General features: G+C 61.5%; 17 protein-coding genes. 5 read left to right on the top strand and 12 right to left on the bottom strand.

Annotated elements, in window-relative coordinates:
* Window positions 1–8: 8 nt before the first annotated feature.
* Window positions 9–1,538 carry a 3-hydroxyacyl-CoA dehydrogenase gene (locus AC0IYN_RS20110; protein ID WP_471842823.1) on the bottom strand — a complete coding sequence of 510 codons (1,530 nt, stop codon included), beginning with the start codon at window positions 1,536–1,538 and terminating at the stop codon, window positions 9–11.
* A gap of 2 nt (window positions 1,539–1,540) precedes the next feature.
* On the bottom strand, window positions 1,541–2,326 hold the full coding sequence (locus AC0IYN_RS20105) for an enoyl-CoA hydratase (RefSeq protein ID WP_214498054.1): 786 nt from the start codon (window positions 2,324–2,326) through the stop codon (window positions 1,541–1,543).
* 357 nt (window positions 2,327–2,683) lie between these two features.
* Between AC0IYN_RS20105 and AC0IYN_RS20100 the strand changes: the two genes are divergently transcribed.
* From AC0IYN_RS20100 to AC0IYN_RS20085, 4 genes are all read left to right on the top strand, one after another.
* The gene (locus AC0IYN_RS20100; protein WP_406597673.1) at window positions 2,684–3,460 is read left to right on the top strand and encodes an IclR family transcriptional regulator; all 777 of its coding nucleotides are present in this window, start codon (window positions 2,684–2,686) and stop codon (window positions 3,458–3,460) included.
* 69 nt (window positions 3,461–3,529) lie between these two features.
* Window positions 3,530–4,684, top strand: a complete 1,155-nt coding sequence (locus AC0IYN_RS20095; protein ID WP_406597663.1) for an acyl-CoA dehydrogenase family protein — start codon at window positions 3,530–3,532, stop codon at window positions 4,682–4,684.
* Between the two features lie 54 nt (window positions 4,685–4,738).
* On the top strand, window positions 4,739–6,013 hold the full coding sequence (locus AC0IYN_RS20090; RefSeq protein ID WP_406597662.1) for an MFS transporter: 1,275 nt from the start codon (window positions 4,739–4,741) through the stop codon (window positions 6,011–6,013).
* Between the two features lie 307 nt (window positions 6,014–6,320).
* Window positions 6,321–7,247, top strand: a complete 927-nt coding sequence (locus AC0IYN_RS20085) for a GGDEF domain-containing protein (RefSeq protein ID WP_406597661.1) — start codon at window positions 6,321–6,323, stop codon at window positions 7,245–7,247.
* Window positions 7,248–7,266: 19 nt separating this feature from the next.
* Here the strand turns inward: AC0IYN_RS20085 and AC0IYN_RS20080 are convergent, their stop codons facing one another.
* From AC0IYN_RS20080 to AC0IYN_RS20050, 7 genes are all read right to left on the bottom strand, one after another.
* Window positions 7,267–8,034, bottom strand: coding sequence for a TenA family transcriptional regulator (locus AC0IYN_RS20080; protein WP_406597672.1), 768 nt, complete (start codon window positions 8,032–8,034; stop codon window positions 7,267–7,269).
* Window positions 8,035–8,113: 79 nt separating this feature from the next.
* Window positions 8,114–10,576, bottom strand: coding sequence for an EAL domain-containing protein (locus AC0IYN_RS20075; RefSeq protein WP_471842817.1), 2,463 nt, complete (start codon window positions 10,574–10,576; stop codon window positions 8,114–8,116).
* Between the two features lie 71 nt (window positions 10,577–10,647).
* A complete protein-coding gene (locus tag AC0IYN_RS20070) occupies window positions 10,648–12,465 on the bottom strand; it encodes an ABC transporter ATP-binding protein (RefSeq protein WP_099492293.1) in 1,818 nt (605 codons plus the stop codon).
* A complete protein-coding gene (locus AC0IYN_RS20065) occupies window positions 12,458–13,060 on the bottom strand; it encodes a DsbA family protein (RefSeq protein ID WP_406597671.1) in 603 nt (200 codons plus the stop codon). The genes AC0IYN_RS20070 and AC0IYN_RS20065 overlap by 8 nt, the downstream gene beginning before the upstream one ends.
* A gap of 36 nt (window positions 13,061–13,096) precedes the next feature.
* A complete protein-coding gene (gene trhO, locus AC0IYN_RS20060) occupies window positions 13,097–14,038 on the bottom strand; it encodes an oxygen-dependent tRNA uridine(34) hydroxylase TrhO (protein WP_078049531.1) in 942 nt (313 codons plus the stop codon).
* 118 nt (window positions 14,039–14,156) lie between these two features.
* Window positions 14,157–14,453, bottom strand: a complete 297-nt coding sequence (locus AC0IYN_RS20055; protein ID WP_406597658.1) for a BolA family protein — start codon at window positions 14,451–14,453, stop codon at window positions 14,157–14,159.
* 6 nt (window positions 14,454–14,459) lie between these two features.
* Complete coding sequence (locus AC0IYN_RS20050) at window positions 14,460–14,978, bottom strand: DUF2059 domain-containing protein (RefSeq protein ID WP_003236690.1); 519 nt, start codon at window positions 14,976–14,978, stop codon at window positions 14,460–14,462.
* Window positions 14,979–15,171: 193 nt separating this feature from the next.
* Between AC0IYN_RS20050 and AC0IYN_RS20045 the strand changes: the two genes are divergently transcribed.
* Window positions 15,172–16,554, top strand: a complete 1,383-nt coding sequence (locus AC0IYN_RS20045) for a class II fumarate hydratase (protein ID WP_471842812.1) — start codon at window positions 15,172–15,174, stop codon at window positions 16,552–16,554.
* On the opposite strand, the gene AC0IYN_RS20040 is transcribed toward AC0IYN_RS20045, so the two are convergent.
* From AC0IYN_RS20040 to pap, 3 genes are all read right to left on the bottom strand, one after another.
* Complete coding sequence (locus tag AC0IYN_RS20040; protein WP_471842810.1) at window positions 16,551–17,507, bottom strand: DMT family transporter; 957 nt, start codon at window positions 17,505–17,507, stop codon at window positions 16,551–16,553. The two genes, AC0IYN_RS20045 and AC0IYN_RS20040, sit on opposite strands and share 4 nt — an antisense overlap.
* 468 nt (window positions 17,508–17,975) lie before the next feature.
* Window positions 17,976–19,160, bottom strand: coding sequence for a thiolase family protein (locus tag AC0IYN_RS20035; protein ID WP_471842807.1), 1,185 nt, complete (start codon window positions 19,158–19,160; stop codon window positions 17,976–17,978).
* Between the two features lie 108 nt (window positions 19,161–19,268).
* Complete coding sequence (gene pap / locus AC0IYN_RS20030) at window positions 19,269–20,783, bottom strand: polyphosphate:AMP phosphotransferase (RefSeq protein WP_100490096.1); 1,515 nt, start codon at window positions 20,781–20,783, stop codon at window positions 19,269–19,271.
* Window positions 20,784–20,834 lie beyond the last annotated feature (51 nt).

The raw sequence follows: 20,834 nt of genomic DNA, 5'->3' as shown, positions 1-20,834 counted from the left end.
TTGGGAAATCAGCCGAATGTCGGCTCTTCATGGCGCAGGGAAATCCCCAGCATCGCCCGCCGCCGCAGCCAGGGGCTGGGGCGGTAACGCGGGTCGTGGGTGAGTTCGCTCATGCGCTGCAAAATCGTCAGCAACCGCCGTGGCCCAAGGGCATCGCCCCACGCCAGCGGACCGTTGGGGTAGCCCAGGCCGAGCTGCACCGCCTGGTCGATATCCTCGACGCTGGCGATGCGTTGCTGGGCGATGTCACACGCCAGGTTGACCACCATCGCCAAGGTGCGCTGCGCCACGAAGCCAACGCTGTCACCAATCACCGTGACGCCCACGCCATCCGCCGCCAGCAAGGCGTGTGCCGCGTCGCGCATGGCCGTGGATGTCAGCGGGTTTTGCATCAGTGTGCGATGGCGTGACAGGTCCGTCAGCAGGTCGACGCACAGGGTCCGTGCAGGGTCGGTATCGAAACGCACGCAGGCGCTGGTGGCATCGAGGCCATACGGGGCCAGCAGGCATAACGCGTCGGGCGAGGGTTGCGCGGCGTGCTCCAAGTGGGCGCCCAGGTTGATCACCAGGGCACTCAAGCGCTCGTAGTCTTCGCTGTTCTCGGTGGCGATCCATACCGGTGGCTGCTGTTGCACACGGGGCACCGGCTGGGGTTGCGGGCCGTTGATGAGCTGGCCGTTCTCATAGTGATAGAAGCCATGGCCGGTCTTGCGCCCGAGGCGGCCGCCCACCAGCATTTGCCGGGTCAGGGGCGACGGTCTGTAGCGTGGCTCCTGATAAAACTGGTTGTAGATCGACTCCATCACCGGGTGCGACACGTCCAGCCCGGTGAGATCCAGAAGCTGCAGCGGCCCCATGCGGAACCCGGCGCCGTCGCGCAGGATGCGGTCGATATCGCCGCGCTCGGCGATGCCTTCATCCAACATCTTCAGGGCTTCGGTGCCATAGGCACGGCCGGCGTGGTTGACGATGAAACCCGGGGTGTCCTTGGCGCGCACACCGCGATGGCCGATCCGCGCCACCAGCGCCAGCAGCGCGTCACCGACCGCCGGCGCGGTGGCCAGGCCGTCGATCACCTCCACCACACGCATCAACGGCACCGGGTTGAAGAAATGCAGCCCGGCCACGCGCTCAGGGCGCTGGCAACCGGTGGCGATGGCCGTGACCGAGAGTGACGAGGTGTTGGTCGCCAGGATGCAGTTCGGGCTCACGATACTTTCAAGCTGTTGCAGCAGCCCGCGCTTGGCGTCGAGGTTTTCGACGATGGCTTCCACCACCAGGTCGCAGCCCTTCAGCTCGTCGATGAGGCCGACCACCTGCAAGTTGGCCAACGCCGCGTCCATCGCCGCCTGGCTGATCTTGCCCTTGCTTACCAACGTCGCAAACGTGCTGTCGAGGTGGTCCCGCGCCGCTTGCGCAGCGCCGTCACGGGCATCGAACAGGCGCACCGCCACACCGGCTTGAGCGGCGATTTGCGCAATGCCTGCGCCCATGACACCGGTGCCCACCAGCCCCATCGTATTCAGGGTGTCGGTCATGCTTATTCCCCTCGGTATTGCGGCGTGCGTTTCTCGAAGAACGCCGCGGCGCCCTCCTTCTGGTCCTTGGAATCGAACAGCAATTGGAACGCCTTGCGTTCCAGCACCAAGGCGCTTTCCAACGGCAGGTCGGCACCGGCCAGCATCACTTCCTTGATCTGCTGCACCGCCAGTGGCGGCAGTGCGGCGATCTGCGCGGCCAGTTCCAGTGCGCGCGGCAGTGTCTGGTCGTCGCTGACCATTTCGCTGAGCATGCCCATCGCCAGGGCTTCCTTCGCACTGACCATGCAGCCGGTGAGCGCAATGCGCATCGCCTGGAACTTACCCACCGCACGCACCAGGCGCTGGGTGCCGCCCGCGCCCGGCATCAAGCCCAGCTTGACCTCGGGCTGGGCGAAGCGCGCCGATTCGCCGGCCACGATCAGGTCACAATGCATCGCCAGCTCGCAGCCGCCGCCCAGGGCAAAACCGTTGACGGCAGCGATCACCGGCTTGGGGCAACGGCTGATGGCTTCCCACAGGTATTCGGTATGGCGACGGTACATATCAATCGCCCCCGCCGCGGCGAACTCCTTGATATCCGCCCCAGCGACGAAAAACTGTTCGCCACCGGTCAGCACAATGGCGCGCACATCCTGGCGCCGGGACAGCGCGCGGAAATGCTCGGCAAGGGCTTCACGCACCTGGGCATTGAGGGCGTTCTTGACCTCGGGCCGATGGATACGGACTACGGCCACGCCGTTGTCCTGGACGTCGAGGGTCACTACGGGTGGGTTAGCGCTGGTCACATTCACTCCTGCTACAACGTTCTTGTTAGTGGAATTGCTACAGTTTCGCTGTGCGAAATAACATTCCGTATTTGTCGATAATCATAAGTATCGACCCCGCACGTGTAAACGTAAAAACCCTAACCCTTACTAAAACAATCGATAACTTGCTGTTTTAAAGGGTTTTATCGACGTTAACTATCACAGATAAAAAATTTGCTTAGTTTCGCTGTGCGGAATACTATTTTGTTTTGTTGATTTTATAAAAAAATGAGGATTAACATGCGCCGTCGAAACGCGGACTCGGACACCCCCGGAGCTCCTGCAGGAAACGTCCCTACAGGCACCAACGCCTTCGAGCATTTGTTGATTGACCCGATGAACAACGATGAGGAGGAAGACAAGGACCGCCAGTTCGTCACCGCCCTGGCCCGTGGCCTGGAACTGCTGCGCTGTTTCACGCCGAGCGAGAGCGTGCTGGGCAACCAGGAACTGGCGCGCAAAACCGGGCTGCCAAAGCCGACGATCACCCGCATGACCCACACTTTGACGCGCTTGGGTTACCTCAAGCACCTGCCGCAGTCGGGCCGGTACCAGTTGGACGTGGGCGTGATGGCGTTCGGTTACGCGATGCTGTCGAACCTGTCGATCCGGGCCGTGGCGCACCCGTTGATGGAGACCATGGCCAAGTACGCCCAGGCTGCCGTCGCGATGGCCACCCGGGACCGCCTCGACGCGGTGTACCTGGATGTGGTCCAGGGCGAAGCGAATATGACCATGCGCCGCCAGGTGGGTACGCGGTTGCCGTTGCACTTGAGTTCAGCAGGCCGCGCCTGCCTGGCAGCGATGCCGGAAAACGAGCGGGATTTCATTCTCGACCACATCCGCCAGCGCCATCTGGAGGACTGGCCGACGATCCGCAAGGGGCTGGAACGCGCCTTCCGGGACTACACCGATTTCGGCTACTGCATGTCGATCGGTGAGTGGCACCGCGATGTCAACGCCATCGCCGTACCGCTGCGACACGCACAACACGGCTTGCTGGCGTTCAACTGTGGCGGACCGAGTTTCCACCTCTCCCGGGAGAAACTCGAAGACGACATCGGCCCACGCCTCAAGCACATGGTGAACAATATCGAGGCCGCCACCCGCTAGCTGGACCGGTGCATGGCCTCGGCAGATCGACGATAACAGGCCCGCCGAACGGGCCGCTGAGGAATGCACATGATCCGAGACGCACAAACGCTTCATATCCTGGTGGACGCCATTGCGCAGTTCGTCGACGAAGCGCTGATCCCACGGGAAAACGAAGTCGCCGAGACCGATGAAATCCCGGCGGATATCGTCAGCCAGTTCCAGGACATGGGCCTGTTCGGCCTGACCATTCCCGAAGCCTACGGCGGCCTGGGCCTGACCATGGAAGAAGAGGTGACTATTGCCTTTGAACTGGGGCGCACCTCCCCGGCCTTCCGCTCCTACTTCGGCACCAACAATGGCATCGGCTCCATCGGCATCCTGCTCGACGGCACCGATGCGCAGAAAGAACACTACTTGCCGTTGCTGGCCAGCGGCGAGCTGCTCAGCTCGTTCTGCCTCACCGAACCGGACTCGGGCTCCGACGCCGCCTCGCTGAAAACCACGGCGGTGCGCGATGGTGATGACTACATCATCAACGGCACCAAGCGCTTCATCACCAATGCCCCACACGCCGGGATCTTTACGGTAATGGCGCGCACCAATCCTGGCATCAAGGGTTCGGGTGGGATCAGCGCTTTTATCATCGAACGTGAGACGCCAGGCCTGTCGCTGGGCAAGCGCGACCACAAGATGGGCCAGCAAGGCGCGCACACCAGTGACGTGATTTTCGACAACGTGCGCGTACCCGCCAGCCAGTTGATCGGTGGCGTGGAAGGCGTGGGTTTCAAGACCGCCATGAAGGTCCTCGACAAAGGCCGCCTGCACATCGCCGCCGTCAGCGTGGGCGCAGCCGAGCGCATGTTGAGCGACGCGCTGAATTATGCGATCGAACGCAAGCAGTTCGGCCAACCGATTGCCGAGTTCCAACTGATCCAGGCCATGCTCGCCGACAGCAAGGCTGAAATCTACGCCGCGCGCTGCATGGTGCTCGACGCCGCCCGCCAGCGCGACGAAGGCCGGGACATCGGCACCGAAGCCTCGTGCTCGAAGATGTTCGCCACCGAGATGTGCGGCCGCGTCGCTGACCGTTGCGTGCAGATCCATGGCGGTGCCGGCTATATCAGCGAGTACGCCATCGAACGTTTCTACCGGGATGTGCGCCTGTTCCGACTGTACGAAGGCACGACGCAGATCCAGCAACTGGTGATTGCCCGCAACATGATTCGCGCGGCGCAACGCTAAGCCTCACCGCACCACCATACCCAATGCCCTAACAACTACAAGCAAGGTATCGTTATGGAAGTCGCCGCATCGGCGGGCGCGTTGTCGCCTGCAAAAAGCAAACTGTGGATCATCGTTTTTATCTTCTGCTTCCTTGGCCTGTTGATCGATGGCGCAGACCTGATGCTGCTGTCCTACAGCCTCAGCAGCCTCAAGGCCGAGTTCGGCCTGACCAGCGTCGAGGCCGGCAGCCTCGGCAGCTTCACCCTGGCCGGCATGGCCATTGGCGGCATTTACGGTGGCTGGGCCTGCGATCGCTTCGGCCGGGTGAAGACCGTGGTGTGGAGCATCGTGCTGTTCTCCGTGGGCACGGCGATCCTGGGCATGACCCACAGCTATTGGCAGTTCGCGAGCACGCGGTTTTTCGCCTCCCTCGGCCTGGGCGCGCTGTATGTGGCGTGCAATACGCTGATGGCGGAATACGTGCCGACCCGCTACCGCACCACCGTGCTCGGCACCCTGCAGGCGGGTTGGTCGGTGGGTTACATCGTCGCCACCCTGCTGGCCGGCTGGATCCTTCCCGAGCACGGTTGGCGCTGGCTGTTCTACGTGGCAATCATCCCGGTGATCCTCGCCGTGCTGATGCAACGCCTGGTCCCCGAGCCCCAGGCCTGGCTGACCGCACGGGCCGAGCGAGCCCGGGAGAAAGCCACTGGTAGCCAGCAGGCGCTGAAGAAAAAGCCCGACGGCATGTTCAAATTGATCTTCAGCGACCCGAAGGCCAGCCGCATGTTCCTGCTCTGGGCCCTCACCGCAGGCTTCCTGCAGTTCGGCTACTACGGCGTGAACAATTGGATGCCGTCCTACTTGGAAGGCGAGCTGGGGATGAACTTCAAGTCGATGACCAGCTACATGGTCGGCACCTATGCGGCGATGATCTTTGGCAAGATCCTCGCAGGGCTGGCGGCGGATCGCCTGGGACGTCGCGCCGTGTTTGCATTTGGCGCCCTGGGCACGGCGGTCTTCCTACCGGTAATCGTGTTGTTCCAGAGCCCCGAGAACATCTTGTGGATGCTGGTGGTGTTCGGCTTCCTGTACGGGATTCCCTATGGCGTCAATGCCACCTACATGACCGAAAGCTTCGAAGCGAAGTTTCGCGGCTCGGCAGTGGGTGGCGCCTATAACATCGGGCGCATTGGTGCGGCAGTGGCACCGGCGGCCATCGGTTTCCTGGCGTCCCATGGCTCGATCGGCATGGGCTTTTTGGTGATGGGCGGCGCGTATTTTATCTGCGGTGTGATCCCTGCGTTGTTTATTCGCGATAAACAGTTCGATCCGCAAAAACAGTAAGCCCCGCCTTCAGTTGCCAAATAACTGGCGTCATCATTCGGCGACTGTTTTTAGCGATAAAAACAGTCGCTTGATTTATAAGCCATTTAATTAGATTGAACCTATTTGGCATGAATCTCGCTCTAACCTCACCCAAGCAGGTTAAGCGATGACAAGACGTGCGGCAGTACCCAGGGGTTATAACCCTTGGCAAAGCGGTCTAAACTGTTACCTATGTTTTACGGAACTGACGGAACAGTAAGACGCTTGGCACTCGCCACTCTCATCGAGCCTGTAAGACAGCTATGTGCTTAGAGGCCGATCGCTTATGAAAACACCTACCCAGACCAACGCAATTGACTTTGACACCGCCAAATTGCAACGCCTGGGATTTGGTCAACCATCCCTCCTTCCACGCCGCCCCACGACCCTTGCGCAACTTCGCCAGCAGCTGGGCCAGCAATTGCAAACCAGCCTGGAACCGGAGCGCATCCTCGGCGTGTTCTTCCGCGAGATCCAACGCCTGGTGCCCCTGGACGCCCTGCAGTACCGCCATCAAGCCAGCGACCTGCGCCTGGAGTTCGGCCATCGTGGCCACCATTCGGTGAGCTACAGCCTGAGCCATGAAGGCGAGCACCTCGGCGAGCTGATCTTTCGGCGCAACCAGCGCCTGGTGGAAGAAGAACTCGGCCAGCTCGAATCCCTGCTGTCCACCCTGCTCTACCCGATGCGCAACGCCTTGCTTTACCGCGCCGCCACCCGCAGCGCCCTGCGCGACCCGCTGACCGAGACCGGCAACCGCATCGCCATGGACCAGACTCTGCAACGGGAAATCGACATGGCGCGCCGGCACCTGAACCCGCTGTCGTTGTTGATGCTGGACATCGACCACTTCAAGACCATCAACGACACCCACGGCCATGCCGCTGGCGATAACGTACTGCGCGCCGTCGCCGGGGCGATCAAGAGCCAGTTACGTAACGTGGACATGGTGTTTCGGTTTGGCGGGGAAGAGTTTCTGATCCTGCTGTCCAACACCGGCCGTGAGGCGGCGGCGATGGTCGGTGAACGCCTGCGCCAGGCAGCACAGAACCAGGAATACTGGGCGGATGGAACACGGATCGAATTGACGGTCAGCCTGGGTTGCTCGACCCTGCTGGCCGCCGAGTCTGGCGAAAGCCTGCTGCGCCGGGCCGACAGCGCGTTGTACGTGGCCAAGCGCGAAGGCCGCAACCGCCTGGCAATGGCGGGGTAGCCCCCGCCATTGAATGACATCAGGCTTCGCTGGCGACCCGCGCCGGGCGTTCACGCAGTACGGCTGGGGCTTTCTCTTTCTCCAGGCGCATGCAGCTTTCCAGGAACAGGTACATGTAGTCGTAGCTCTTGCACACGGCCTGGCGCAGCTCGACCTGCAATTCCTTGCTTGGGTTCATCCCGGCCAGGGTGCAGATGATCTCCAGTGCCTCCCACGGATGAGCATCGTCGTACTGGGCGTGCATCTTCAGCCACTTCATTGCACGCTTGCGCTCTTCCTCGGGGAAGGCCGCCGCGTAGACACCGGTGGAGCAAACCACAGCAGACCACTCCCCCGTTGCCCCTTCGATCGCGTAGTTGGTCGCGGCAATGGCCACGATCAGCGAATCGGCGGAGCTGGTGTGCCAGCACCAGTGGCTCAGCGCATGCAACTCCGGCGGCACGTTCTGGGCCTGCAACTCCTCCAGGCTCACACCGTGGGCACGGGCCCAATGCACCCAATAGTCGGCGTGGTTGAGTTCCACGCGAATATTGCGCATCAGCCAGCGGCGCGCCATGTCTTCCCCAGGATGGCGGGCGAATTTGGTCTTCGTGAGGTTCTGTGCCATGTACAAGGCAAACTGTTCCACCACGGGCCAGCCACCGATCAGGTAGTGACGCATGGTCTTGGCGCTGAGCGCGTTATCGCGCATGCGCTGGTACAGTTCGTGTTCGACAACGCGACGCTTGCTCTCGCTACAGTCCAGGATCAGTTTCTGAGCCCAGGCGGGGTAACTCGAGGCTTCCATAAGCGGGCCGGTTCTGATGAATGTGTCGATCACTGTTAAGGCTCCTTTTTAAGTGTGATTGTACAGACCAGCAAATGTTTCAGCGGAATGTGCCGGGCGCCTTGAATAACAGAGGCTGCGGCCGCACAGGTCGACACTGCAAGCTATCAAAGGTAAACAATTGCGGTCGTTCAATCAGGTAGCCCTGAGCGTAATCCACACCAATCTCGAGTAACGCCTGTTCGATTTGCGGTGTCTCGACAAACTCTGCAATTGTGCGCTTACCCATGACATGGCCGATGTGATTGATCACTTCGACCATCGCGCGGTTAATCGGGTCGTCCAGCATATCCTTTACGAAACTTCCATCGATCTTCAGGAAGTCTACAGGTAAATGTTTGAGATAGGCGAATGAGGACATTCCGGCACAAAAGTCATCCAGGGAGAAATGACACCCTAAGGCTTTGAGTTCATTAATAAAGCGGATCGCACTGCCCAAGTTTGCAATCGCACTGGTTTCGGTAATTTCAAAACAGATCATTCCCGGCGGAATATTGTATGTATGAAACTTCTCACGCAAAAACCCGAGGAAGTCATCATCGCCAATGGTGATGCCTGACAGATTGATCGCACACATGGCCATGGGGCGCCCCGGACGCTCCAGCAGGCAACGGGCGATGATCCTGAACACGTTTTCCACCACCCAACGGTCCAGGGATGTCATCAAACCGTAACGCTCGGCGGCCGGAATGAAGCTGTCGGGCAGGATGATCCGCCCGGCCTCGTCATGCAGGCGCAGCAGAATCTCGATATGCCCATCGCCGCCGTCGGTGTGGCCCAGGGGTGAGATTTCCTGGGCGTACAGGCAGAACCGGTTCTCTTCCAGCGCCATGTGCAGGCGCTGCACCCAGGCCATTTCGCCAAAGCGCAGCGACAGTTCAGAATCGTCGGCGTGGTACACCTGCACACGGTTGCGGCCTTTTTCCTTGGCCATGTAGCACGCCATGTCGGCGGCGCGCAGTGAGGTTTCCAGGGTGGTCGGGGTGTTCCCCAGGTGTACCAGGCCGATGCTGACGGTGGTCATGAATGGCCGGCCCTTCCAGACGAAGTGCAGGCTTTGCACAGTATGGCGCAGGCTCTCGGCAATTTTTTCCGCCACCGCCGGCGGGCAGTTCTCCAGCAGGATGCCGAACTCATCACCGCCCAGGCGCGCCAGGGTGTCGCCCTCGCGCAGGTCCGACTGCAGCAGCGCGCAGATATGCCGCAGCAACTCGTCACCCGCCGCATGGCCACAGGTGTCGTTGACCAGCTTGAACTGGTCCAGGTCGAGGAACATCAAGGCATGGCGCCCGCCGTTTTGCTGAGTGGAAGGATGCAGCACCTGCTCCAGGCGGAACTCGAACTCGCGGCGGTTGGCCAGGCCGGTCAGGGCGTCGTGGGTCGCCTGCCAGGACAGGTTGGCGATGTATTGACGCTCCTGGGTCATGTCATGCAACACCAGCACCGCCCCCGTGATTTTGCCGGCACTGCGGATCGGCGCGCCCACCAGGGTCACCGACACCGTGCTGCCATCCAGGCGCTGGATGGTTTTGGAGTGCTCGCTGCCCCCGCTGAGCTGGCCCTTGACGATATGCTCGATCAAGGTAAAGCCGTCAGGCTGGGCATTGTCGTCCAGCAACTTGAACAGCGCCGCCAGCGGCAGCCCCTGGGCCTGGGCCGAATTCCAGTGGGTCAGCGCCTCGGCTGCCGGGTTCATATAGGTGATGGCGCCTTCGACGTCGGTGGTGATCACCCCGTCGCCAATTGACTCCAGGGTGATTTGCGCCCGCTCCTTCTCTTCCTGCAGTGCGTCGGCAAACGCGTGGCGCTGGGTCAGCAGCTTATGGGTACGCAACAACGCCAGCACGATCAGGCCCATGGCCGTCGCCAGGTTAGTGATCAACAGCAGCCGCAGGATCATCCGCGAGCCTTCGCCCAAGGCATCGCTGAAGGCCTTGGCCGCTGGCGTCACACCTTCGTTGATGGCGATGATGTGCGCCTTCCACTGCCGCACATCGTTGGCACTGACCTGGTCACGGGTGATTGCACCGTGCATCTCCCGCGCCAGGTCATCGAGTTGCACCAGGTAGCCATCACCCACGGTCCATAGCTCGATGGCTTTTTCCAAATAGCTGAAATGGCGAAAGTTGAGGTACAACCAGATCAGGCTGGAGACGTCATCCGGGTGGTTGCCGCCCTTGAGAATGCCCAGGCGTGCAGCGCTCAGGTCGGGGGTCGAGCGGTCCAGGGCGATGCGCAGCTCATGCCCGCCCTGGGGCACGGCGATGGCTTGCTGGTATTTGAGGTACGTGGCTTCGTCGCGGTTGTCGGCGTAGAGGGTCAGGTAGTAGATGGCGTCCTTCTGGCCCTTGGACCACAGGCTTTCGCCAGCCACGTAGCCACGCACCGCCGAGAGCACATAAAGACTGACGCAGCCTAACAATGCCTGGAACAGTACGACGGCGATAAAGGGCCAGACAATGCCCAACAGCCTTGGCGTTCCGAGAGTCCGCTTTTGCTTCATGAAGTCCCTTGCACATGCACTGCTGGATACGCACGCAAAAATCCGCTTCCGATAGCTCAGCCTAGGCTAAATCAACGCACTTGTTGTAAGTGTCCGTAGAGTTTGGCGTACAGCCCACCGTCAGCAATCAGTTGCTGATGGTCACCGTCCTCTGCAATGTGACCGCCGTCGAACACTAATACTCGATCGGCCTGCTTAACCGCCGACAGGCGGTGGGCAATAATCAGTGTAGTACGCCCACTGAGGAACCGCGCCAGCGCCTGGTGCAGGTTGTACTCGGTGGCGGCGTCCAGGGCGGAGGTGGCTTCGTCGAGTATCACCACCTTCGGTTCGGCCAACACCATGCGCGCAATCGCCAAGCGCTGACGCTGCCCGCCGGAAAACCGCACGCCCGAACGCCCGACCACACTGTCCAGGCCCATGGGCAATGCCCTGACGGTAGCATCCAGCTGCGCGATTTCCAGTGCCTGCCAGCAGGCCTGGTCACTGCGCTCACGGCCCATGGTCAGGTTGGCACGCACGGTGTCGTTGAACAGCGCCGGGTGCTGCAGCACCACGGCGACGTGCTCGCGAATAGTCTCCAGGCCGATTTCCTGCTGGGTTGCACCGCCAAAACGGATCGTGCCGGCCTGGGGCGTGTAGAGCCCGAGCAACAGTTGCACCAGGGTGCTTTTACCCCCGCCGCTGGCGCCGACAATCGCCACCTTTTCACCGGGCGCAATGGCCAGGTTCAACTGGTCGAGCACCAGCTCTTCGCCATAGCCGAAATTAAGGCCGCGCACTTCGATGCCGACGGTCTCACGCCCGGTGAAGGGGTCTTGGCCACCGGCGTATTGCGGCTCATCGGCGCGCGCCAGCAGCTCGTTAATCCGCGTCAGCGCCCCGCCCGCTGCGTAGTAGGCATATTGCAGGTTGAGCAATTGCTCCACCGGACCAATCATGAACCACAGGTAGCTGAACACGGCGAGCATCTGGCCGATGGACAGGTCGGAAAACAACACCGTCAGCATCGCCGCCGCGCGGAAGATGTCGATACCGAACTGGAACAGCAACCCGCTGGCACGGCTGGAGGCGTCGGTTTTCCACTGCGAGTGGATCGCGTAGTCGCGCACCTCCTGGGCACGCTGGCCCAGGCGCCCAAGGAAAAAGCCCTGGCGGTTGCCGGCGCGTACTTCCTGGATCGCGTCCAGGGTTTCGGTCAACGCCTGGGTGAAACGCGAGGTGCTGTCGTTTTCCAGCTTTTTCAAGTGTTTGACGCGCTTGCCCAACTGCACCGTGGCGTAGATCACCAGCGGGTTGAACAACAGGATCAGCAACGCCAGTTGCCAATGCATCCACACCAGAATCGCTGAGGTGCCCACCAGGGTAAGCATGGCCACCAGGAAACGGCTGAGGGTTTCGCCGACGAATTTATCCAGGGTATCCAGGTCGGTGACCAGGTGCGTGGTGACAGTGCCACTGCCCAGGCTTTCATATTCGCCCAGGGATATACGCTTGAGCCGTTCGATCAGCCGCACGCGGATGCGGTACACGATGTCCTTGGCCAGCCGCGCAAACAGCCGCGCCTGCACCACGTTGAACACCAGGGCGCCGCAGCGCAGGCACAGGGTCACCAGCAGCATCAGGCCGATATAGCCGGCTGCCTTCTGCCAGCCCAGGGGCAGCGCGTGGTTCATCACCTTGAGGGCGGCATCGCCATGGCCCAGCAGCACTTCGTCCACCAGCAACGGCAAAAGCAGAGGGATCGGCACGCTGCACAGGGTTGCCAGTACGGCAACGCCATTGGCGATCCACAGGGATTTTTTGTGGCGCAGGGCCAGGCGACGAATTTCCGCCCAGGTCAGGCGGTCGATGCGTTTACCGGGTTCTTTGTCAGGCTGATCATGCACAGGTTGCTCGCTCCAGCCATCGACCCAACAACGGCGACAGCTCGGACAGCGGCTGATACCCGTTGGTCAACAAGGCCAATTGGCCATTACGCTCGGCCAGCAATGTCGGGAAGCCGGCAATGCCCAGGTCTTGTACCCAGGTGAAATCGGCCGCGGTAGCCGCATGTTGCTCGGCACGGTCGAAGGCGCCGGCAAACTCGATACGCGGGATGCCCGCCTGCTCGGCCAGCTCCACCAGCACGCTGGCGAGGGTCACGTCGCGGCCCTCGACATAAAACGCGCGCTGGATCAGCCCCACCAGCTTCCAGGCACAATCCGGCGCCAGGCTGCGGGCAGTGACGATGGCACGGCACGCAGGCTCAGTGTCGTAGACAAACCCCTCGGGCAACGCACCTTCACGCTTGAACGGCTGGCCGGTGGCGTCGGTGACCGCCTGCCAGTGCTCCAGGATATAGCGCCGGGTCGTCGGCTCCAGCGCCGCGCCGCTGCCGGTGCGCAAGCCGCCCACCACCAGGTGCAACTCCACGCCGGCCGCCTGGGCCTGCTCCACCAACGCCTCGGCCACCGGGGCAAAGCCCCAGCACCAGGAACACATCGGGTCCATTACATAGAGCAGGCGCGCGGACATGGCTCAGGCCTCGGAAGGAGTTTGCTTATAGTTGAAGCCAATCGGGTGCGGCATGTTGCGGGCCTTGGCCAGCTCGATCTGCTTCTGGCGGTCAATCGCGCTGCGACGGGTCTTCTCCGGCAGCTTATCCCAGCAATGCGGGCAACTGATGCCAGCCACGTAGTGCTCGGAGGCGCGGTCTTCGACGCTCACCGGTGTGCGGCAGGCATGACATTGATCGTAGTCGCCTTCGCTCAGGTCGTGGCGCACGGTCACGCGATTATCGAAAACAAAGCAGTCGCCCTGCCACTTGGTGTCTTCCTGGGGCACCTCTTCGAGGTACTTCAGGATGCCGCCCTTGAGGTGGTACACCTCATCGAAACCTTCGCTGAGCATGTAGCTCGAGGCTTTCTCGCAACGAATGCCGCCGGTGCAGAACATGGCGACTTTCTTGTGCTTGGCCGGGTCGAAGTTGGCTTTGATGTAGTCGGGAAATTCGCGAAAACTGGTGGTTTTCGGGTCGATCGCGCCTTCAAAGGTGCCGATGGACACTTCGTAGTCGTTACGGGTGTCGATCAACAGCACTTCCGGGTCGCTGATCAGCGCGTTCCAGTCCTGCGGGTCGACATAGGTGCCAACCTTTTTGTTCGGGTCGACGCCTTCGACACCCAGGGTCACGATCTCTTTCTTGAGCTTGACCTTGGTGCGGTAGAACGGCTGGTCGTCGCAATAGGATTCTTTGTGGTCGATGTCGACCATGCGTGGGTCGTTCTTCAGCCAGGCCATCAGGCCATCAATGCCTTCGCGGCTGCCGGAAACGGTGCCGTTGATGCCTTCTTCGGCGATCAGCAAGGTGCCTTTGATGCCGTTGTCGACCATCGCCTGCAGCAGTGGCTCGCGCAGGGCGACGTAATCTTCGAGGGTGACGAACTTATACAGTGCCGCCACGACAATCGGTTGAGTCATGGGTGTTCTCTCCAGGTGGCTACCCTCGTAAGGGGTGAACCGGATGCAAAAAAAACGCGCCGACTAAGCGGCGCGTTGCGGATTCTAGCAAATGCAGGGTTTCAGCAACACCCGCGTATCAGCTATGCCCGCCGGCGCAGGTCGGCGAAGCCGGGGCTGCGTCGATTTTCGCCCATTCCTCAGGCGTGTAGGTATGCAGCGCCAGCGCATGAAACTCGCTCATCAGGTCACCCAGGGTGGCGTAGACCTTCTGATGGCGCTTGACGCGGTTGAGCCCCTCGAACTGCGGGCTGACCAGCACGGCCTTGAAGTGGGTCTGCAACCCACGGCTGTGCATATGGCTTTCATCCAGCACGCTCAAGTGGTCGGTGCCCAAGGCGGCAAGCGCCGTTTCGATACGCTGTTGCATGGTCATTCCTGATTACTTCTTCTTGGCCGGTGCGGCGGCTTTTGGCGTCAGCTCGTTGGTCATGTCTTCCAACAGCTTGTTCACTACCGGCACGGCGCTTTCCAGCTTGGCCTGGGTCATCTGGGCCGATTGCTGGGTCAGCTGCGGCATTTTTTCCAGGACTTTCTTGCCCAGTGGCGACTGGTAGAAGGCAACCAGGTCCTTGAGCTCGGATTCGCTGAAGTTGGTGGTGTAGAGCTTGACCATGTCAGGCTTCAGCTTTGGCCAGCCAATGGCCTGGTCCAGGGCGGCGTTGGCCTTGGCCTGGTAGCTGTCCAGCACGGATTGCTTGGCGGCAGGCGCCTTGGTCTGTTCGAAACGCTGGGCGAACATTTGCTGCACTTGCATGTACACCGGGGTACCCAGCTTATCGGCGTGGGCCAGGGTAAGGAAGGCTTCGGCACTGGCGTTGTGGCTGGCGGTATCGGCAAAGACTTGGCCGCTGGCGCAAACCAGAGCAACCGCGGTACAGATGGCACGAAGACGAGTCATCGAGTTTCCTTTTCTAGCAGGCGAGGTAATACCCCAAGGGCGCCCATTCTGCGCCTAAAAAACGCCATGGCTCAACCCCACCCCTTGTCGCGCCTGGATTTGCGGCGCTCAATCCGATGAAAAGTCTTTTAGGGGAACCCCCAGGGCCCATCACAGCCTAAACTGCGCAAACGAACCTGAAGGAGTGTGCCCGATGAGCCGTATCGAAACCGACAGCCTGGGAGAAGTCCACGTCCCGGATGACGCTTACTGGGGCGCCCAGACCCAACGTTCGCTGGTGAACTTCGCCATTGGCGAACAGCGCATGCCCCTGGCGGTATTGCACGCCCTGGCCTTGGTCAAGAAGGCGGCGGCACGGGTCAACGACCGTAATGGCGACCTGCCCGCCGATATCGCCCGCCTGATCGAACAGGCTGCCGACGAAGTACTGGCGGGCCAGCACGACGACCAGTTCCCCCTGGTGGTCTGGCAGACCGGCAGCGGCACCCAGAGCAACATGAACGCCAACGAGGTGATCGCCGGGCGCGCCAATGAACTGGCGGGCAACAAGCGCGGCGGCAAGAGCCCGGTGCACCCCAACGATCACGTCAACCGTTCCCAGAGCTCCAACGACTGCTTCCCTACGGCCATGAGCATCGCCGCCGTGCAGGCGGTGCATCAACAACTGCTCCCTGCGATCGCGACCCTGTCCGGCGGGCTCGCCGAGCAGGCTGCCAAGCATATGAAGCTGGTGAAAACCGGGCGCACCCACATGATGGACGCCACGCCGATCACCTTCGGCCAGGAACTCTCGGCCTTTATCGCCCAACTTGATTACGCTGAACGCGCCGTTCGCGCGGCCCTTCCCGCCGTGTGCGAACTGGCCCAGGGCGGCACCGCCGTCGGCACCGGGCTCAATGCGCCCCACGGGTTTGGCGAGGCGATTGCCTCCGAGCTGGCCGCACTGTCGGGCTTGCCGTTCGTCACTGCGGCGAACAAATTCGCCGCGCTCTCCGGCCACGAGCCGCTGGTGACCCTGCACGGCGCACTGAAGACCCTGGCCGTGGCCTTGATGAAAATTGCCAACGACTTGCGCCTGTTGGGCTCGGGCCCGCGCACCGGCCTGGCAGAGGTGAAGTTGCCGGCCAACGAACCGGGCAGCTCGATCATGCCGGGCAAGGTCAACCCTACCCAATGTGAAGCGTTGTCGATGCTGGCCTGCCAAGTCTTGGGCAATGACGTGACCATCGGCATTGCCGCCAGCCAGGGGCACTTGCAGTTGAACGTGTACAAGCCGGTGATCATCCATAACCTGCTGGAGTCCATCCGCCTGCTGGCCGACGGCTGCAACAACTTCCAGGAGCACTGCGTGGCCGGTCTCGAACCGGATGCCGTGCAGATGGCCGAACACCTTGAGCGTGGGCTGATGCTGGTCACAGCGCTCAACCCGCACATCGGCTACGACAAGTCCGCCGAGATCGCCAAGAAGGCGTATGCCGAAGGGCTGACGCTACGGGAGGCCGCGCTGGACCTGGGCTACCTCACCGATGCGGAATTCGACCAGTGGGTGCGCCCCGAAGACATGCTCGGTGCCTAGGACGCCATGCGCAACCGCCGGGCCTTGAGCCCGGCGAGCAATGATGGCGCCAGCGCCACGGTCGCCGAGCCCAGCACCACCACCAACGCCCCGGTATACCCCAGGGGGTTGATCTCTTCGGCCTGCACGTATTCCGGCCACAGCCACGCCGCCAAGGCCACCGCCACGAACGTCACCAGAGGCGTCAGCGCCAAAGTCGCACTGACCCGCGAGGCTTCCCAGTGGGCGAGCGCTTCGGCAAAGGCGCCGTAGGCCACCAGCGTATTCATGCAGCACGCCAGCAACAGCCAGCCTTGCAGCGGGCTCAGGTCCAATGCCTCCAAGGGATGCGCCCAGGGTGTCAGCAGCGCGGCGCAGCATAGGTAGATCACCATCATCACTTGCAGCGAATTCCACACCGTCAGCAATTGCTTCTGGCCCAGGGCGTAGAACACCCAGATGGTGGTGGCGAGCAGGATGGTCAGCACTCCGGCGGTGTAGGCGCCGAGCGAGGTGAGCATTTCTTCCAGGCGCTGGTTGAAGAACAGGCCAAACCCGATGATCAATACCACCAGGCCCACGCCCTGCCCCAGGCTGAAGCGCTCCTTGAACACAAACACACTGGCGATCATCAAGAAGATCGGCCCCATCTGCACCACCAACTGCGCGGTGCCGGGGCTGAGCATTTTCAGGCCCACCAGGTACAACACATAGTTGCCCACCAGGCCACACACCGCCATCCCCACCAGCCAGCCACCCTTGGGGCCGAGTACCTTGCGGCTGGGCAAGCGCCTGGTAAGCGCCAGGTAGACGAACAGGCAACCGCCGGCCACGGTCAGTCGAAACCAGGTGACGGTGATCGGGTCCATCACCTGCAACACCTGCTTGAGTTTGATCGGCAGAATGCCCCACAGAAACGCGGTCAGCAGGGTCAGGAGAAAACCGTAGACCCAGCGGCCGGAAGAGATGTGCATGAGTGCCCCGAATGCCTGAGGAAGTGGAAGCCGCATTCTAGGGGCAAGCGAACGATCCGGGATACGCCGCCGTTCAAAATGTAGGCGCTGGCAAGCAAACTCCAGAGTGCGAAAATAGCGTATCCACGATGCGAAGCGAGTCGCTCTTGATCTTGATCTCGCTTTTGATCCTAGGCGCCCCGTCAAACACGCTGGCCGGAATTCGACAGGGATTTGGGGGGTAAACCGGCAGGGATGCCGGTTTAGCCGCCCCGCGCCATGGATGGCGCGTGGCGGCGGCCCCCCAAATACCTGGCGGATTACGGGCACACCGAGCGTGAGCGAGGTGCCGAGTGTTGGGGCAAGAGCGTTTTGCTTACTTTTGCGCTGTTCAAAAGTGAGCCGCCGTAAGGGCGGAACCCATAGCAGCCGCTACCTAAATAACGGATATGTACACCGGACCAGCGCCTACAACGGTCGCTTCAAGATTCAGCGCACCGTTTCGAAAAGCCCGCTGGCGCCCATGCCCCCGCCCACGCACATGGTGACGATGCCATAGCGCAGGTTACGCCGCTGCAACTCACGCACCAGGTGCCCCACCTGCCGCGAACCGGTCATGCCGAAAGGGTGGCCGATAGAAATCGAGCCCCCATTGACGTTGTACTTGGCACTGTCGATTTCCAGGCGGTTACGCGCATACAGGCACTGGGACGCAAATGCTTCGTTGAGTTCCCACAGGTCGATATCCGCCACCTGCAAGCCCTTGGCCTTGAGTAGCTTGGGCACCGAGAACACCGGGCCGATGCCCATCTCGTCCGGTTCGCAGCCGGCTACGGTGAAGCCGCGGAAAAACGCCTTGGGCTTGAGCCCCAGCGCCAGGGCTTTTTCCAGGCTCATCACCAGGGTCATTGAGGCGCCATCGGAAAGCTGCGACGAGTTGCCCGCCGTCACCGAGCCGTCTTCGGCAAACACGGGCTTCAAGCCTTGCAGGCTGGCCAAGCTGGTGTCCGGGCGATTGCAGTCATCACGGTCGACCACGCCATCGAGCACCTGCACCTCACCGGTGTTCTTGTCCTCGACCTTGTACTTGACCGTCATCGGCACGATTTCATCGTTGAACAGGCCGTCGGCCTGGGCCTGGGCGGTGCGCTGCTGGCTTTGCAGGGCGTACAGGTCCTGGTCTTCGCGGCTGACGTTGTAGCGACGCGCGACGATCTCGGCGGTCTGGCCCATGGGGAAGTAGATGCCGGGCACCTGTTCTTTGAGCAACGGGTTGATCAGGTTGTCGGTGTTCACGCTTTTCATGGTCAGGCTGATGGACTCGACGCCGCCGGCGACGATGATGTCGCTGCAGCCCGAGGCAATCTGGTTGGCCGCAATGGCAATCGCCTGCAAGCCCGAGGAGCAGAATCGGTTGAGGGTCATGCCCGCGGTCCCCGTGCCCAATTGCGAGAGTACCGCCACGTTGCGCCCAATGTTGTAGCCCTGGGCGCCTTCGTTGGAGCCGGCGCCGACGATGCAATCTTCCACCGTGGCCGGGTCGATGCAATTGCGCGCGAGCAGCGCATTGACGCAATGGGCGGCCATGTCATCCGGACGGGTCTGGTTGAACTTGCCGCGAAAGGATTTGGCCAGGCCGGTTCGCACGCTGTCGACGATCACTACTTCACGCATGGGCTACCTCGATCTTGTCATTGTTGGAGAGATGGATCGAGGATAGATCCAGCTCAGCGCAACCGCGACGATCATTCACCCCGCCTATGCAAAAGCATGGCGTCGAACCTACTTCTTGCGTTTCTTATCGTGCTTGTCGGTCTTGGCGAACGCCTCTTCCAGCGCCAGGTTGATGGTGCGCAACACCTTCACCCGTGCCCAGCGCTTGTCATTGGCTTCTACCAGGGTCCAGGGCGCGACTTCGGTGCTGGTGCGGTCGACCATGTCGCCCACGGCCGCACGGTAGTCGTCCCATTTGTCGCGGTTGCGCCAGTCGTCTTCGGTGATCTTGAAGCGCTTGAACGGGATCTCTTCGCGCGCCTGGAAGCGCTCCAACTGCGTCTGCTTGTCGATGGCCAGCCAGAACTTGACCACAATCACCCCGGCGTCGCGCAGTTGCTCTTCAAAGTCATTGATCTCGCCATAGGCGCGCATCCAGTCCGCCGTGGTGCAGAAACCCTCGATACGCTCCACCAGCACGCGGCCATACCAGGAACGATCAAACACGGTGAACTTGCCCCGCGCCGGGATTTTCTGCCAGAACCGCCACAAGTACGGCTGGGCGCGTTCGTCCTCAGTGGGCGCAGCAATCGGCACGATATGGTACTGACGCGGGTCAAGCGCCGCCGCCACGCGCCGGATAGCCCCGCCCTTGCCTGCCGCATCGTTACCTTCAAACACGGTAACCAGTGCATGCTTGCGCATGCGTTTGTCACGCATCAGGCCGGAGAACCGCGCCTGTTCGGTGATCAGTTGCTCCTCGTAATCGTCCTTGTCCAGGCGCAGCGTCATGTCGAGGCTGTTAAGCAGGCTCATCTGGTCGACGGCAGTGGGCAGCGGCGCCGGGTTCATGCCACTGGCCTTGCCTTTGGGCAGCTTCAAGGCGTTCTGCAAGCCTTCGAGCAGGATCTTGCCCACGGTCAGGCTGCGGTAATTGCTGTCGACGCCTTCGATCACATGCCACGGCGCATAGTCGCGGCTGGTACGGCGCAGTACGCGCTCGCCGAAATGCACGAACTTGTCGTAGGTCTCGGACTGCTGCCAGTCCAGCGGGCTGATACGCCAGCTGTGCAGCGGGTCATCGGCCAGGGCCTTGAGCCGGGCCTTCATCTGCTTCTTGGACAGGTGGAACCAGAATTTGAAGATCAGCGCACCTTCGTCGCAGAGCATTTTTTCCAGGCGTTCGGCGCCGGCGATGGCCTGGTCGAGCCGCGCGTCCTTGATCTGCCCATGCACGCGGCCTTGCAGCATCTGGCTGTACCAGTTGCCGAAAAAGATGCCCATGCGCCCTTTGGCCGGCAGTTGCCGCCAGTAGCGCCAGGCCGGTGGCCGTGCCAGCTCTTCGTCGGTCTGCTGGTCGAAGGTGCGCACTTCAATCAGGCGCGGGTCCATCCATTCATTCAACAGCTTGACGGTCTCGCCCTTGCCGGCGCCCTCAATGCCGTTGATCAGGATGATCACCGGGAAGCGCTTTTGCTGCTGCAGTTCGTATTGCACTTCCAGCAAGGCTTCGCGCAGGGCGGGCACTTCGGCCTCAAAGGTGTCTTTGTCGATGGCGTGACCGATTTCGGCGGATTCGAACATGGGCAGCTCCGTTTCAAGATGGATCAAGACTAGCGGATTGGGCAACGCCAT

The organism is Pseudomonas sp. AC112 (assembly GCF_979253545.1).
Note: the sequence above shows the minus strand (reverse complement) of the source record. Positions and strands in the feature narration are given on the sequence as shown.

What these genes read in the sequence shown, in the direction of transcription:
- pap (WP_100490096.1), bottom strand. Translation starts at nt 20,783, where the DNA reads ATGTTCGAATCCGCCGAAATCGGTCACGCCATCGACAAAGACACCTTT.
- AC0IYN_RS20085 (WP_406597661.1), top strand. Translation starts at nt 6,321, where the DNA reads ATGAAAACACCTACCCAGACCAACGCAATTGACTTTGACACCGCCAAA.
- AC0IYN_RS20055 (WP_406597658.1), bottom strand. Translation starts at nt 14,453, where the DNA reads ATGACCATGCAACAGCGTATCGAAACGGCGCTTGCCGCCTTGGGCACC.
- AC0IYN_RS20050 (WP_003236690.1), bottom strand. Translation starts at nt 14,978, where the DNA reads ATGACTCGTCTTCGTGCCATCTGTACCGCGGTTGCTCTGGTTTGCGCC.
- AC0IYN_RS20065 (WP_406597671.1), bottom strand. Translation starts at nt 13,060, where the DNA reads ATGTGTTCCTGGTGCTGGGGCTTTGCCCCGGTGGCCGAGGCGTTGGTG.
- AC0IYN_RS20095 (WP_406597663.1), top strand. Translation starts at nt 3,530, where the DNA reads ATGATCCGAGACGCACAAACGCTTCATATCCTGGTGGACGCCATTGCG.
- AC0IYN_RS20090 (WP_406597662.1), top strand. Translation starts at nt 4,739, where the DNA reads ATGGAAGTCGCCGCATCGGCGGGCGCGTTGTCGCCTGCAAAAAGCAAA.
- AC0IYN_RS20035 (WP_471842807.1), bottom strand. Translation starts at nt 19,160, where the DNA reads ATGCGTGAAGTAGTGATCGTCGACAGCGTGCGAACCGGCCTGGCCAAA.
- AC0IYN_RS20110 (WP_471842823.1), bottom strand. Translation starts at nt 1,538, where the DNA reads ATGACCGACACCCTGAATACGATGGGGCTGGTGGGCACCGGTGTCATG.
- AC0IYN_RS20045 (WP_471842812.1), top strand. Translation starts at nt 15,172, where the DNA reads ATGAGCCGTATCGAAACCGACAGCCTGGGAGAAGTCCACGTCCCGGAT.
- AC0IYN_RS20100 (WP_406597673.1), top strand. Translation starts at nt 2,684, where the DNA reads ATGAACAACGATGAGGAGGAAGACAAGGACCGCCAGTTCGTCACCGCC.
- AC0IYN_RS20040 (WP_471842810.1), bottom strand. Translation starts at nt 17,507, where the DNA reads ATGCACATCTCTTCCGGCCGCTGGGTCTACGGTTTTCTCCTGACCCTG.
- AC0IYN_RS20080 (WP_406597672.1), bottom strand. Translation starts at nt 8,034, where the DNA reads ATGGAAGCCTCGAGTTACCCCGCCTGGGCTCAGAAACTGATCCTGGAC.
- trhO (WP_078049531.1), bottom strand. Translation starts at nt 14,038, where the DNA reads ATGACTCAACCGATTGTCGTGGCGGCACTGTATAAGTTCGTCACCCTC.
- AC0IYN_RS20075 (WP_471842817.1), bottom strand. Translation starts at nt 10,576, where the DNA reads ATGAAGCAAAAGCGGACTCTCGGAACGCCAAGGCTGTTGGGCATTGTC.